General features: G+C 72.3%; 11 protein-coding genes. 5 read left to right on the forward strand and 6 right to left on the reverse strand.

What is annotated here, in order from left to right; translation table 11 throughout:
- The 5 genes from pgi to tkt are packed head-to-tail and all read right to left on the reverse strand — an operon-like array spanning position 1 to position 7,500.
- Complete coding sequence (gene pgi / locus ACFZDE_RS15205) at positions 1-1,665, reverse strand: glucose-6-phosphate isomerase (protein WP_391200170.1); 1,665 nt, start codon at positions 1,663-1,665, stop codon at positions 1-3.
- Entirely contained in the window at positions 1,658-2,593 is a 936-nt protein-coding gene (opcA, locus tag ACFZDE_RS15210; protein WP_390995656.1) for a glucose-6-phosphate dehydrogenase assembly protein OpcA, read from the reverse strand. The genes pgi and opcA overlap by 8 nt, the downstream gene beginning before the upstream one ends.
- Positions 2,590-4,263 carry a glucose-6-phosphate dehydrogenase gene (gene zwf / locus ACFZDE_RS15215; protein ID WP_391200171.1) on the reverse strand — a complete coding sequence of 558 codons (1,674 nt, stop codon included), beginning with the start codon at positions 4,261-4,263 and terminating at the stop codon, positions 2,590-2,592. The genes opcA and zwf overlap by 4 nt, the downstream gene beginning before the upstream one ends.
- Entirely contained in the window at positions 4,260-5,405 is a 1,146-nt protein-coding gene (gene tal / locus ACFZDE_RS15220; RefSeq protein ID WP_391200172.1) for a transaldolase, read from the reverse strand. Before tal ends, zwf begins: the two co-directional genes overlap by 4 nt.
- Before the next feature lie 19 nt (positions 5,406-5,424).
- Complete coding sequence (tkt, locus tag ACFZDE_RS15225) at positions 5,425-7,500, reverse strand: transketolase (protein WP_391200173.1); 2,076 nt, start codon at positions 7,498-7,500, stop codon at positions 5,425-5,427.
- A gap of 166 nt (positions 7,501-7,666) precedes the next feature.
- Between tkt and ACFZDE_RS15230 the strand changes: the two genes are divergently transcribed.
- Positions 7,667-8,563, forward strand: coding sequence for a helix-turn-helix domain-containing protein (locus tag ACFZDE_RS15230; RefSeq protein WP_391200502.1), 897 nt, complete (start codon positions 7,667-7,669; stop codon positions 8,561-8,563).
- A 97-nt stretch (positions 8,564-8,660) separates the two neighbouring features.
- Here ACFZDE_RS15230 and ACFZDE_RS15235 read toward each other — a convergent pair whose 3' ends face one another.
- A complete protein-coding gene (locus tag ACFZDE_RS15235) occupies positions 8,661-10,055 on the reverse strand; it encodes a carbohydrate-binding protein (protein WP_391200174.1) in 1,395 nt (464 codons plus the stop codon).
- Positions 10,056-10,396: 341 nt separating this feature from the next.
- On the opposite strand from ACFZDE_RS15235, the gene ACFZDE_RS15240 reads away from it, so the two are divergent.
- From ACFZDE_RS15240 to ACFZDE_RS15255, 4 genes are all read left to right on the forward strand, one after another.
- Positions 10,397-10,906, forward strand: coding sequence for an SRPBCC family protein (locus tag ACFZDE_RS15240; RefSeq protein WP_391200175.1), 510 nt, complete (start codon positions 10,397-10,399; stop codon positions 10,904-10,906).
- Positions 10,899-12,518 carry an FAD-dependent oxidoreductase gene (locus ACFZDE_RS15245; RefSeq protein ID WP_391200176.1) on the forward strand — a complete coding sequence of 540 codons (1,620 nt, stop codon included), beginning with the start codon at positions 10,899-10,901 and terminating at the stop codon, positions 12,516-12,518. The genes ACFZDE_RS15240 and ACFZDE_RS15245 overlap by 8 nt, the downstream gene beginning before the upstream one ends.
- Before the next feature lie 46 nt (positions 12,519-12,564).
- Positions 12,565-13,446 carry a short-chain dehydrogenase/reductase gene (locus tag ACFZDE_RS15250; protein ID WP_391200177.1) on the forward strand — a complete coding sequence of 294 codons (882 nt, stop codon included), beginning with the start codon at positions 12,565-12,567 and terminating at the stop codon, positions 13,444-13,446.
- A gap of 73 nt (positions 13,447-13,519) precedes the next feature.
- Complete coding sequence (locus ACFZDE_RS15255; protein ID WP_391200178.1) at positions 13,520-14,371, forward strand: oxygenase MpaB family protein; 852 nt, start codon at positions 13,520-13,522, stop codon at positions 14,369-14,371.
- Position 14,372 lies beyond the last annotated feature (1 nt).

Below are 14,372 nucleotides of genomic sequence, written 5' to 3' on the forward strand. Positions count from 1 at the left end.
TCAGTTCACTTCCCGAAGTGTGCGGTAGGCGGCCACCAGCGCGGCCGTGGACGGGTCGAGACCGGGGACGTCAGCGCCCTCGGTCAGGGCGGGCTCGACGCGCTTGGCGAGGACCTTGCCGAGCTCCACGCCCCACTGGTCGAAGGAGTCGATGTTCCAGACGGCCCCCTGCACGAACACCTTGTGCTCGTACAGGGCGATCAGCTGGCCGAGGACCGACGGGGTCAGTTCGGTGGCCAGGATCGTCGTGGTGGGGTGGTTGCCCCGGAAGGTGCGGTGCGGCACCTGCTCCTCGGGCACCCCCTCCGCGCGGACCTCCTCGGCGGTCTTGCCGAAGGCGAGCGCCTGCCCCTGTGCGAACAGGTTGGCCATCAGCAGGTCGTGCTGGGCCTTCAGCTCGTCGCTCAGCTCGGAGACGGGCCGGGCGAAGCCGATCAGGTCGGCGGGGATGAGCTTGGTGCCCTGGTGGATCAACTGGTAGTAGGCGTGCTGCCCGTTGGTGCCGGGCGTGCCCCACACCACCGGCCCGGTCTGCCACTCCACGGGTTGCCCGTCGCGGTCCACCAACTTGCCGTTGGACTCCATGTCGAGCTGCTGGAGGTAGGCGGTGAACTTGGACAGGTAGTGGCTGTAGGGCAGGACGGCGTGCGACTGGGCGTCGTGGAAGTTGCCGTACCAGATGCCCAGCAGGCCCAGCAGCAGCGGGGCGTTGGCCTCGGCCGGGGCGTTGCGGAAGTGCTCGTCGACGATGCGGAAGCCGTCGAGCATCTCCCGGAAGCGGTCCGGGCCGATCGCGATCATCAGCGACAGGCCGATTGCGGAGTCGTACGAGTAGCGGCCGCCGACCCAGTCCCAGAACTCGAACATGTTGTCGACGTCGATGCCGAACTCGGCGACGTTCTCGGCATTCGTCGACAGAGCCACGAAGTGCTTCGCCACCGCCTTCTCGTCGCCTCCCAGGCCCGTGAGCAGCCAGGAGCGCGCCGAGGTCGCGTTGGTGATCGTCTCGATCGTGGTGAAGGTCTTGGACGCGACGATGAACAGCGTCTCGGCCGGGTCCAGGTCCCGCACCGCCTCGTGCAGGTCGGCGCCGTCCACGTTCGACACGAAGCGGAGCGTCAGTTCCCGCGCGGTGAACGGCCGCAGTGCCTCGTAGGCCATGGCCGGACCGAGGTCCGAGCCGCCGATGCCGATGTTGACGACGTTGCGGATGCGCTTGCCGGTGTGGCCGGTCCACTCGCCGGAGCGCACGCGGTCCGCGAAGGCGGCCATCTTGTCGAGCACCGCGTGCACGCCCGGGACGACGTTCTCACCGTCGACCTCGACGACGGCGTCCCGGTTCGCGCGCAGCGCGGTGTGCAGCACGGCCCGGTTCTCGGTGACGTTGATCTTCTCGCCGCCGAACATGGCGTCGCGCAGCCTGAACACGCCGGTCGCCGAGGCCAGCTCCTGGAGCAGGGCCAGCGTCTCGTCGGTGATCAGGTGCTTGGAGTAGTCGATGCGCAGGTCGCCCACGTGCACGACATAGCGCTCGGCGCGCCCCGGGTCCGCGTCGAACAGCTCGCGCAGGTCAGGCCGCGGCAGGGCGTCCGTGCGATGGTCCTCCAGGGCGGTCCACTCGGGACGCCGGTCGAGCCGCACGGAACCGGAAGGGGTGTCAGACATGAGCGGGGGTCTCCTCGGTTGCCTCGCCGTTCAGGGCGATGGCGTACATCTCGTCCGCGTCGAGGCGCCGCAGCTCCTCGGCGATGAGTTCGGAGGTGGCACGGACCTTCAGGGCGAGGGTGCGCGACGGCTGGCCCGGCAGGGTCAGCGTGGCCAGCGGCCCCTCGGGGCGGTCGATGACGATCTCGCCGCTGTCCGTGCCCAGGCGTACGGCCGTGACGACCGGCCCGGCGGTGACCACCCGGTCGACCCGCACGTGCAGCCGCGCCTCCAGCCAGCGGGCCAGCAGCTCGGCGGCCGGGTTCTCGGCCTCGGCCTCCACCGCCGCCGAGACGATCCGCGCCCGCGCCTGGTCCAGCGCCGCGGCCAGCATCGAACGCCAGGGCGTCAGCCGGGTCCAGGCCAGGTCGGTGTCACCGGGCGCGTAGGCGCGGACCCGGGTCTGGAGCGTCTCCAGCGGGTTCTCGACCGCGTACAGGTCGGTAATCCGCCGCTGGGCCAGCGCCCCGAGGGGATCCTTGGAAGGCACCTCGGGGGCGTCCACCGGCCACCACACCACCACCGGGGCGTCCGGCAGCAGCAGCGGCAGCACCACCGAGTCCGCGTGGTCGGACACCTCGCCGTAGGTCCTGAGGATCACGGTCTCGCCGGTGCCCGCGTCGGCGCCCACCCGGACCTCGGCGTCCAGTCGGGAGGACTGGCGGTCGCGCGGGGTGCGGGCATGGCGCTTGATGACGACCAGGGTGCGCGAGGGGTGCTCGTGCGAGGCCTCCTCGGCCGCCTTGATCGCGTCGTAGGCGTTCTCCTCATCCGTGACGATCACCATCGTCAGGACCATGCCCACGGCGGGGGTGCCGATGGCGCGGCGCCCCTGCACCAACGCCTTGTTGATCTTGCTTGCCGTGGTGTCGGTCAGGTCGATCTTCATGGCCTGCGCCAGCTCCGTCCGTCTCGTGCGAGCATCTCGTCTGCCTCCTCGGGTCCCCAGCTGCCCGAGGCGTACTGCGCGGGCCGGCCGTGCGTGGCCCAGTACCGCTCGATCGGGTCGAGGATCTTCCAGGACTCTTCCACTTCCTGGTGACGGGGGAACAGGTTGGCGTCGCCCAGGAGGACGTCAAGGATCAGCCGTTCGTACGCCTCGGGGCTCGATTCGGTGAACGACTCGCCGTAGGCGAAGTCCATCGTGACGTCCCGGATCTCCATCGAGGTGCCCGGCACCTTGGAGCCGAAGCGGACCGTCATGCCCTCGTCCGGCTGGACGCGGATGACGATCGCGTTGGAGCCCAGCTCCTCGGTGGCGGTGGAGTCGAAGGGGGAGTGCGGGGCCCGCTGGAAGACGACGGCGATCTCCGTCACCCGGCGGCCCAGCCGCTTGCCGGTGCGCAGATAGAACGGCACACCCGCCCAGCGGCGGTTGTCCACCTGGAGCCGGACCGCCGCATAGGTGTCGGTGGTGGAGGACTGGTCGATGCCGTCCTCCTCCAGGTAGCCGCGCACCTTCGTGCCGCCCTGCCAGGCCGCCGCGTACTGGCCGCGCACCGTGCCCTGCCCCAGGTCCTGCGGCAGCCGCACCGCCTTGAGGACCTTCAGCTTCTCCGTGAGCAGCGAGGCGGCGTCGAAGGCGGCCGGTTCCTCCATCGCGGTGAGCGCCATCAGCTGGAGCAGGTGGTTCTGGATGACGTCACGGGCGGCGCCGATGCCGTCGTAGTAGCCGGCCCGGCCGCCGATGCCGATGTCCTCGGCCATGGTGATCTGCACATGGTCCACGAAGGACCGGTTCCAGATCGGCTCGAACATCTGGTTGGCGAAGCGCAGCGCCAGGAGGTTCTGGACGGTCTCCTTGCCGAGGTAGTGGTCGATCCGGAAGACCTGCTCCGGGTCGAACACGTCGTGCACGATCCGGTTGAGCTCCTCGGCCGAGCCCAGATCGTGCCCGAACGGCTTCTCGATGACCGCCCGGCGCCAGGAACCCTCGGGGGCACTCGCCAGCTTGTGCTTCTTCAGCTGCTGGACGACCTTGGGGAAGAACTTCGGCGGCACCGACAGGTAGAAGGCGTAGTTGCCGCTGGTGCCCCGGGAGGCGTCCAGCTCCTCGACGGCCGAGCGCAACTGCTTGAACGCCGTGTCGTCGTCGAAGTCGCCCGGGATGAACCGCATGCCCTCGGCGAGCTGCTGCCAGACCTCCTCGCGGAACGGGGTGCGCGCGTGCTCGCGGACCGCGTCGTGCACCACCTGCGCGAAGTCCTGGTCCTCCCAGTCCCGGCGGGCGAAACCCACCAGGGAGAAGCCCGGCGGCAGCAGACCGCGGTTGGCCAGGTCGTACACGGCCGGCATCAGCTTCTTGCGGGACAGGTCGCCGGTGACGCCGAAGATGACCAGCCCGGAGGGGCCCGCGATCCTGGGCAGCCGGCGGTCGCGGGGGTCGCGCAGGGGGTTGTCGAAGTGAGTGCCGGTGTGCTCCGTGTGCGGGGCGTGACCGCTCACCCCGGTCTGCTCGACCCCGGCCGCCTCCTGCGCGGCCCGGGCCTCCTTCTCCTCCTTGGTGCCCTTGGTCTCCTGTTCGGCCGTCTGAGGGATGCCCTCGATGCCCTCACTCATTCCGCGTCAGCTCCCTTGCTGTTCAGGGACTTGGTGACCGCGTCCAGCAGCTCCTGCCAGGCCACCTCGAACTTGGCCACGCCCTCGTCCTCCAGTTGCCGCACCACCTCGTCGTATGCAATGCCGAGCCGTTCGACGGCCGCCAGGTCGGCGCGGGCCTGGGCGTAACCGCCGGTGACCGTGTCGCCCTGGACGTCGCCGTGGTCGGCGACGGCGTTCAGCGTGGCCTCCGGCATGGTGTTGACCGTGCCGGGAGCGACCAGTTCGTCCACGTACAGGGTGTCCTTGTATGCGGGGTCCTTCACACCGGTGGAGGCCCAAAGGGGGCGCTGCCGGTTCGCCCGGGCCCCGCCCAGCGCCTGCCAGCGCGCCCCGGCGAAGACCTGCTCGTACGCCTCGTAGGCGAGCCGCGCGTTGGCCAGGGCCGCCCGGCCCTTCAGGGCGAGGGCCTCGTCCGTGCCCAGCAGCGTCAGCCGCCTGTCGATCTCGGAGTCCACCCGGGAGACGAAGAACGACGCGACCGAGTGAATGCCCGACAGGTCGATGCCGGCCGCCCGGGCCTGCTCCAGACCGGCGATGTAGGCGTCCATCACCTCGCGATAGCGCTCCAGGGAGAAGACCAGCGTCACGTTCACGCTGATGCCCGCGCCGATCACCTCGGTGATCGCGGGCAGGCCCGCCCTCGTCGCCGGGATCTTGATCATCACGTTGGGGCGGTCCACCAGCCAGGCCAGCTGCCGGGCCTCGGCGACGGTCGCCGCCGTGTCGTGGGCGAGGCGCGGGTCGACCTCGATGGAGACCCGGCCGTCCCGGCCGCCGGTCGCCTCGTACACCGGCCGCAGGACGTCGGCGGCGGCCCGGACGTCGGCGGTCGTCATCATCCGCACGGCCTCGTCCACGGTCACCCCGCGCACCGCCAGGTCGGCGAGTTGCTCCTCGTAGCCCGCGCCGGAGCCGATGGCGGCCTGGAAGATGGACGGGTTGGTGGTGACGCCGACGACGTTCCGCGTGGCGACGAGTTCGGCCAGGTTGCCGGACTCGATCCGCCGGCGCGACAGGTCGTCGAGCCAGATCGACACGCCCTCGTCGGACAGGCGCTTCAGTGCTCCCGCGTGCGCGGTCGCTTCGGTCACAGTGATCATCTTCTTTCGGGCGGTCGGATCAGCCGCGGGCGGCGGCGAGGGATTCCCGCGCGGCGGCGACGACGTTCTCGGGGGTGAAGCCGTACTCGGTGAACAGGGTCTTCGCGTCGGCGGAGGCACCGAAGTGCTCCAGGGAGACGATGCGTCCCGCGTCCCCGGTGAACCGGTGCCAGGTCAGCCCGATCCCGGCCTCGACGGCGACCCGGGCCTTCACGGACGGCGGCAGCACGCGGTCGCGGTAGGAGCGCGGCTGCTCCTCGAACCACTCCACGGACGGCATCGACACCACACGGGTGGGCACACCGGCGCCCTGGAGCAGCTCACGGGCCCCGGCGGCGACGTGCACCTCGGAGCCGGTGGCGATCAGGATCACCTGGGGCGTGCCGCCCTCCGCCTCGAACCTCACGTAACCGCCGCGCGCGGCGTCCGGGTCCGGCGAGTACGTGGGCACGCCCTGGCGGGTGAGCGCGAGGCCGTGCGGGGCCGGGGCGGTGCCGTGCCGCTTGAGGATCTCGGCCCAGACGACCGCGGTCTCGTTGGCGTCGGCGGGGCGTACGACGTTCAGGCCCGGGATGGCCCGCAGCGCGGCCAGGTGCTCCACCGGCTGGTGGGTCGGGCCGTCCTCGCCGAGGCCGATGGAGTCGTGGGTCCAGACGTAGGTGACCGGGAGCTGCATCAGGGCCGACATCCGCACCGCGTTGCGCATGTAGTCGGAGAACACCAGGAACGTGCCGCCGTAGATCCGGGTGTTGCCGTGCAGCGCTATGCCGTTCATCTCCGCGGCCATGGAGAACTCACGGATGCCGAAGTGCACGGTGCGGCCGTACGGGTCGGCCTCCGGCAGCGGGTTGCCGACCGGGAGGAAGGAGCTGGTCTTGTCGATGGTGGTGTTGTTGGAGCCCGCGAGGTCGGCGGAGCCGCCCCACAGTTCGGGGACGACCGGGCCGAGCGCCTGGAGGACCTTCCCCGAAGCGGCCCGGGTGGCGACCGCCTTGCCCGCCTCGAACACCGGCAGGGCGTCCTCCCAGCCCTCGGGCAGCTCGCCCTTGCTGACCCGGTCGAACGTGGCCGCCCGCTCCGGGTTCTCCGACCGCCAGGTGACGATCCGCTTGTCCCAGGCGGTGCGTGCCTCGGCGCCCCGGTCCAGGGCCAGACGGGTGTGGGCCAGCACCTCGTCGGCGACCTCGAAGGAGCGCTCCGGGTCGAAGCCGAGCAGACGCTTGGTGGCCGCGACCTCGTCCTCGCCGAGCGCCGAGCCGTGGGAGGCCTCGGTGCCGCGCGCGTTCGGGGCGGGCCAGGCGATGATCGTGCGCATCGCGATGAGGGACGGTCGCGCGGTCTCGGCCTGAGCCGCCGTCAGCGCCGCGTACAGCGCGTGCGGGTCGACGTCGCCGTCCTCCAGCGGCTCGATGCGCTGCACGTGCCAGCCGTAGGCCTCGTAGCGCTTCAGCACGTCCTCGGAGAACGCGGTCGCGGTGTCGCCCTCGATGGAGATGTGGTTGTCGTCGTAGAGGAAGACCAGGTTGCCGAGCCTCTGGTGGCCGGCGAGCGAGGAGGCCTCGGCGGAGACGCCCTCCTGGAGGTCGCCGTCGGAGACGATCGCCCAGATGGTGTGGTCGAAGGGGGAGTCGCCCTCGGGGGCGTCCGGGTCGAACAGGCCCCGCTCGTACCGGGCGGCCATCGCCATGCCCACCGCGTTCGCGACGCCCTGGCCCAGCGGGCCGGTGGTGGTCTCCACACCGGCGGTGTGCCCGTACTCGGGGTGACCGGGCGTCCTGGAGCCGTGGGTGCGGAACGCCTTGAGGTCGTCCAGCTCCACCTCGTAGCCCGCGAGGTAGAGCTGCGTGTAGAGGGTCAGCGAGGTGTGGCCGGGGGACAGGACGAAGCGATCACGACCGGTCCACTCGGGATCGGCGGGGTCGTGCCGCATCACCTTCTGAAAGATCGTGTAGGCGGCCGGGGCCAGACTCATCGCGGTGCCGGGGTGGCCGTTGCCCACCCGCTGGACGGCATCCGCCGCCAGAAGACGGGCGGTGTCGACGGCACGCCGGTCGAGTTCGGTCCAGGAGAAGCGGTCCGCTGTCTGCGTACTCATCTTCAAGAAGTCCTCGATGGGAGCGAAGTTGCTGGTCTGACGCGTTCAAAATTAAAAGTCTGACTTTTACGGCGGAAGGTCGGCGTGTGCCAGCCTGTGGTGAAAGTGGGACACCCACCGGCGGCAGGGCACCTGAGCGGGGCGGGACGAGGGGTACGTGGTGGACATGGTGGACATGGTGGACAGAGGCATTCGAGGCGGCGACGGAATCGCTACGTTCCCCTTCCCGGTCGAGCTCAGCGCCGGCGGTGTCGGCATGCAGATCGGCCCGATGGGAACCGGCCGCACCTGGCACGCCGACGCGCCCCTGGAGCGCGTGCACCGCATCGACTTCCACGTCGTCATGCTGTTCACCGCGGGCCCGGTCCGGCACATGGTCGACTTCACCGAGTACGAGGCCGACGCCGGGGACCTGCTGTGGATCCGCCCGGGGCAGGTCCACCGCTTCTCGCGCAGCAGCGAGTACCGCGGAACCGTCATCACCATGCAGCCCGGCTTCCTGCCCCGCTCGACCGTGGAGGCCACCGGCCTCTACCGCTACGACCTGCCGCCGCTGCTGCGCCCCGACACCGCTCAACTGGCCGGTCTGGAGGCCGCGCTCGCCCAGCTGCTGCGCGAGTACGAGGACACGGCCACGCTCCCGCTGAGCCTGCACACCGCCGTCCTGCGCCACACCCTGACGGCGTTCCTGCTGCGGCTCGCCCATCTCGCGGCCAGTGCGGCGCAGGCCCTGCGGCAGCGGTCCGACTCCACGTTCACCCTCTTCCGGGACGCCGTGGAGCGGGACTTCGCCACCAACCACAGCGTCAGCGCCTACGCGGACGCGCTCGGCTACTCCCGCCGCACCCTGGTCCGGGCGGTGCGCGCGGCGACCGGTGAGACCCCCAAGGCCTTCATCGACAAGCGCGTGGTCCTGGAGGCCAAACGGCTGCTCGCGCACACCGAACTGCCCATCGGGCGGGTCGGCGTGGCGGTCGGCTTCCCCGACGCCGCCAACTTCTCCAAGTTCTTCCACCAGCACACCGAGCGGACCCCGGCGGCGTTCCGCGCGGAGCTGCGCTGAGGCGGCGACAAGGCTCGCGCCGAGGACGGTGAACGGAACCGCGCCGAGGGCGGCGAAAAGGGCCCCACGCGCGCGTGGAGCCCCTTCGCGAAAGCCGTCAGCGCCCGAAGGTGAACCAGTTGACGTTCACGAAGTCCGCCGGCTGACCGCTGGTGAAGGTCAGATACACGTCGTGCGTGCCGGTGACGCCGCTGATGTTCGCCGGGATGGTCCGCCACGACTGCCAGCCCCCGGTGTTGCCCACCGCGAAACTCCCGATGGGCGCGTTGCCGCGGCTGTCCAGCCGCACCTCGACCAGCCCGCTGACACCGCCGCCCGCGCCGCTCGCGACCCGGGCACTGAACTGCCGGGCCGCCGTGGAGCCGAAGTTCACGCCCTTGAACTGCAGCCAGTCGCCGTTGGCCAGCGCGCCGACGTTCTGCCCGCCGCCGGAGTCGGCCGTCGTCTCGGTCAGGGTGCCGGACTGGCCGTCGAAGGACTCGGCCTGGATGGCGGCGTAGGCGTCGCGGTTCCCGGTCGGCGGGGGCGTGGTGCCGCCGCCCGACGACAGCACCTGCACATAGTCGACGACCATCGCGTGGCCTGCTTGCGTCCCGGCGTCCGGGCCGCCGCCGAACGCGTCGGGGAAGCCGCCGCCCATCGCCACGTTCAGGATGACGAAGAAGCCGTGGTCGGTGGCGTTCTTCCAGGTCGTCGCGTCGACCTGGTCGGCGCGCACGGTGTGGTAGTTGACGCCGTCGAGGTAGAAGCGGATCTCCTCGACGCTCGTCGAACGGTCCCACTCCATCCGGTAGGTGTGGAAACCGGCCTGGCACGAGGTGCCCTGACAGGTGGTCGAACCGCCGATGCCGCTGGTCTCGTTGCAGGGACCGCCCGGGGAGGTGCCGCAGTGCATCGTCGCGAACACCGTGTTCATGCCCTGGGTGTTCTCCATGATGTCCAGCTCGCCGACCGCGGGCCAGTTCCAGTAGTTGCCGCGGTAGGGGGCGCCCAGCATCCAGAACGCCGGCCAGTAGCCCTTGGCGGCGGCGCCGGTGACGTTCGGCACCTGGATGCGCGACTCGACACGGAGCTTGCCGCCGGCCGGGGGCTGGAAGTCGGTGCGGTTGGTCTCGATCCGGCCGGAGGTCCAGTTCCCGGCGGAGTCCCGCCGGGGCGTGATGCGCAGGTTGCCGTTGCCGTCGAGCGCGACGTTGTCCGTGCTGTTCGTCATCGTCTCGATCTCGCCGGTGCCCCAGCCCGTGGGGCCGCCCGGGTAGCCCCGGCCGGTCGCGTACTGCCAGTCGGAGGTGTTGACGCCGGTTCCGGCGGCGCCGTTGAAGTCGTCCAGGAACAGCTGCGTCCAGCCCGACGGGGGCGTGGGTGCGGAGGCGGTCGCGGACGGCGTGGCCATCGCGGAGGCGGCCACCGCGAGGCCGAGCGTGCTGACGACGGCGACGAACGCCCGCCGCAGCGGGCGCCGTCTGCGCGGGGTGCCGGTGGTGTCGCTCATGTGGGGATGCCTCTCGGATCGGATGCGGGAGGGTGAGAGCGCTCTCAAAGTGCCGTCAATGTGCTCCCCGCGACCCGGGCCGTCAAGAGGTAAAGCCGGGATTGGTGCGGAGGTGTCCGATGAGTGCACTGCTTGAACTGGCCGGTGCCGCACGGGAAGGCGTGCGTATCGAGGGGGCGGGCCTGGTGAGCCCGCGCCCGGCGCGTGAGGACGCCGGTGAGAGCGCTCTCACGCACTCTCGCGGCGTCCCCGCTCCCAGCCGTGGGACCGCGCTGTTGAACCAGGGCAACCGGGGCACTCGGGAGAAACGCACACACCGGTCGAGGCAACAGGAGGCACCCGTGGCCGTACGTCATCACCTGATCCGAGTCGGCCCGGGCGCCGTGTGGGACGTCCTCGCCGACGGCCACCGCTACGCGGAGTGGGTGGTGGGCACCGCCGAGTCCCACCCGGTGCGCGGACACTGGCCGCGCACCGGCGCGGCGATCGGCTACGAGGTCCGGCTCGGCCCGCTGCGGCTCGACAACGAGACGGTCGTCCGCCACTGCGAGGAGGGCAAGCTGCTGGAGCTGGAGGCCCACGCGGGTGTGCTCGGCACGGCACGGATCTCGATCGAGCTGCGGCCCTGGGGCGAGTACTGCCTGGTGATCGTGGACGAGCATCCCTTGCGCGGCGCGGGCGGCCGGCTGCACAACGTCGGCTTCGAGGCGCTGATCCAGCTCCGCCACCGCGCCATGCTGGCCCGCCTCGCCAGACTGTGCGAGGCCGAGGCGAAGGTTCCGGGAGGCACCCGCCGCGGCCTGGGCCAGGTGACCGTGGGCTCCGACGCCGACGGGGCCGGCCATGCCTGACGCCGTCGTGGTCGGCGCGGGCCCCAACGGCCTGGTGGCCGCCAACGTCCTCGCGGACGCCGGGTGGAGCGTCGAGGTGCTGGAGGAACAGCCCGAACCGGGCGGCGCGGTCCGTCATGACACGGGCGTCGACCCCGCCTTCGTCAGCGACCTGTTCAGCTCCTTCTACCCCCTCGCGGCCGCGTCGCCCGTCCTCACCGCGCTCCACCTGGACAAGCACGGCCTGCGCTGGAGCCACGCGCCCAGCGTGCTGGCCCACCCCCTCACCGACGGCGGCTGCGCCGTCCTCGACCGGAACATCGACACCACCGCCGCGTCCCTGGACACCTTCGAGCCGGGCGACGGCGCGGCCTGGCAGCGGCTGCACCAGGTGTGGCAGGACCTGCGCCCCGGCCTCCTGGACGCCCTGTTCACCCCCTTCCCGCCGGTCCGCGCCATGGCCCGGCTCGGGCTGCGGCTGCGCGCGGCGGGCGGACTGCGCATGGCCCGCTCCCTGGTGCTGCCGGTGCGGCGCCTGGGGGAGGAGGAGTTCCGCGGCGAGGGAGGCAGGCTGCTGCTGGCCGGCAACGCCCTGCACGCCGACCTCGCCCCCGAGTCGGCCGGCAGCGGCGGCTTCGGCTGGCTGATGGCCATGCTGGGCCAGACCTACGGCTTCCCGGTCCCGGCCGGTGGCTCCGGCGCGCTGACCTCGGCCCTGGTCCGGCGTCTGGAGAGCAGGGGCGGACGGGTCCGCTGCGGGCACCGCGTCGAGCACGTCGTCGTCTGCGGCGGCCGGGCCGTCGGGGTGCGCACGGCGGGCGGTGACGCGGTGCGGGCCCGCCGGGCGGTGCTCGCGGACGTGTCGGTGCCCGCCCTGTACGGCGGGCTGGTCGACCCCGCCCACCTGCCCGCGCAACTCCTCGACGACCTGCGGCGCTTCCAGTGGGACTTCGGCACGTTCAAGGTCGACTGGGCGCTGGACGGGCCGGTGCCCTGGCAGGCCGAGCAGGCGTCCCGGGCCGGCACCGTGCACCTCGCCGACGGCATGGACGAACTGACCCGCTTCACCGCGCAGATCGCCATGCGGCAGGTTCCGGACCGGCCGTTCACGATCTTCGGCCAGATGACCACCTCCGACACCACCCGCTCCCCGCAGGGCACCGAATCGGCCTGGGCCTACACCCACATCCCGCACGAGATCCGCGCCGACGCCGCCGACGAGGGCATCACCGGCCGCTGGGACACCAAGGACCAGGAACTCATGGCCGACCGCGTCGAACGCCAGGTGGAGCGCTTCGCGCCCGGCTTCCGCTCACTGATCCGGGGCCGTCGCATCCTGGCGCCCCCGACCCTGGAGGCCCTCGACGGCAATCTCGCGGGCGGCGCCATCAACGGCGGCACCACCGCGATGCACCAGCAGCTCGTCTTCCGCCCCCTGCCCGGTACCGGCCGCCCGGAGACCCCGGTGCCGGGCCTGTACCTCGCCTCGGCCGGAGCCCATCCCGGCGGTGGGGTGCACGGCGCGCCCGGAGCCAACGCCGCCCGGGCCGCCCTGCGCCGCAACCGGCCTCCCGGTCTCGCCGGGGCCCAGCGGCTCCTCGCCCACCGCGACCGCACCGGAGCCAGGCGCTGAACCCGGCCCTTCGGGACAGGGGTCGCGCCCACAGGAAGGGCAGCCCATGGCAAGCAGTCCACTCGCCGAGCGCACGATCGTCGTCACCGGAGCCGCCCGGGGCGTGGGCGCGGCGCTGGCCCGCGAGGTCGCCCGGCGTGGCGCCCGGGTCGCGCTCCTCGGCCACGAGAGGAGCGCCCTGGACGGGGTCGCCGCCTCCCTGCCGGGCCCGGCCCTGGCCCTGGAGGCCGACGTCACCGACCTCGCCGCCCTGGAAGCGGCGGCGGACACCGTGCGGGAGCGCCTCGGCCCGCCCTCGGCCGTGGTGGCCAACGCCGGTATCGCCGAGGGCGGCGCACTCCTCGTCTCGGACCCCGCCGCCTGGCGCCGGGTGATCGACGTCAACCTCACCGGCAGCGCCCAGACGGCCCGGGCGTTCCTGCCCGACCTGCTCGCCACGGCCGGCTACTTCCTCCAGGTCGCCTCCCTGGCCTCCATCGGCGCGGCCCCGCTGATGAGCGCCTACTGCGCCTCCAAGGCCGGGGTCGAGGCCTTCGCGCACTCCCTGCGCGCCGAGGTCGCGCACCGCGGGGTCGGGGTGGGCATCGCCTACCTCAACTGGACGGACACCGACATGATCCGCGACGCCGACCGGTACGACGTGCTGCGCGAACTGCGTCTGCACATGCCCCCGCCGGCCCGCCGCGTGCACCCCGTGCAGACCGTCGCCGCCCGCCTGGTCACCGGCATGGAGCGCCGCCGCACGGCCGTCTACGCACCGGCGTGGCTGCGCCTCGCCCAGCCGATCCGCCCGGCCATGCCCCCGGTCGTCCTGCGCGTCGCGCGCCGCGCCCTGCCCCGCCTGGAGGCCTCGGGCCCGGTCCGCTACACGGGGCCGCTCGGCGCCGGGGGCCGCGCCGACCGCGCGGCGGCCGGGCCGGGCTCCTGACGACTCCGGAAGCGGCACGTCCGCCACCGCGCGGCATGCCGGACACTGGTCAGCAGGAGAAGGGAGGTCGACCGTGCTGACCGGAGTCCGTGAACAGCTGGGCCAGGCCCTGTTCCGCCGCGTCGCGGGACCCGGCGGACCCGAGACCCGTGCCCGTATCCACCACACGCCCGGCCCGCGCTGGTTCGCACCCGACCGGCCGATCCGCACGGTCCACGGCGACGCCTCGATGTTCATCGGCGGGCTGACCGCGCTGCTCCTGCAGTCGCTGCATCCGCTCGCGATGGCGGCGGTCGCCGGCCACTCCGGCTTCCGCGGCGACCCGTGGGGTCGCCTGCAGCGCACCAGCACCTTCCTGGCCGTCACGACGTACGGCACCGCCGCCGACGCCCAGGAGGCGGTCGACCAGGTGCGCGGCATCCACGCAGGGATCCGCGGCACGACCGCCGAGGGCGTGCCGTACCACGCGGCCGACCCGCATCTGCTGGGCTGGGTGCACGCGGCCGAGACGGACAGCTTCCTGCGCGCCCACGAGCGCTACGGCTCCCGGCCCCTGGACGCCGCCGGCTACGACGCCTACGTCGCCGACACCGCACGCGTCGCGGAGGCGCTCGGGGTGGCCGCCCCGCCGCGCAGCCGCGCCGAACTGGCCGAGCGCCTGAGCGCCTACCGGCCCGAGCTGCGGGCCACCCCCGAGGCCCTGGCGGCCGCCCGCTTCCTGCTGTTCCGGCCTCCCCTGCCCCTGCCCGTACGGCCCTTCTACGGCGGGCTGGCCGCGAACGCCGTGACCCTGCTCCCGCCCTGGGCCCGCGGCATGCTCCGGCTGCCCCGGGTCCCGGTCGTCGAGGACCTCGCGGTACGCCCCACCGGCCACGCCCTGACCCGGACCATCCGCTGGGCCATGGCCCCGGGCCGCGAGGCCTGAG

This window comes from Streptomyces sp. NPDC007929 (genome assembly GCF_042959065.1).
Taxonomy (GTDB): domain Bacteria; phylum Actinomycetota; class Actinomycetes; order Streptomycetales; family Streptomycetaceae; genus Streptomyces.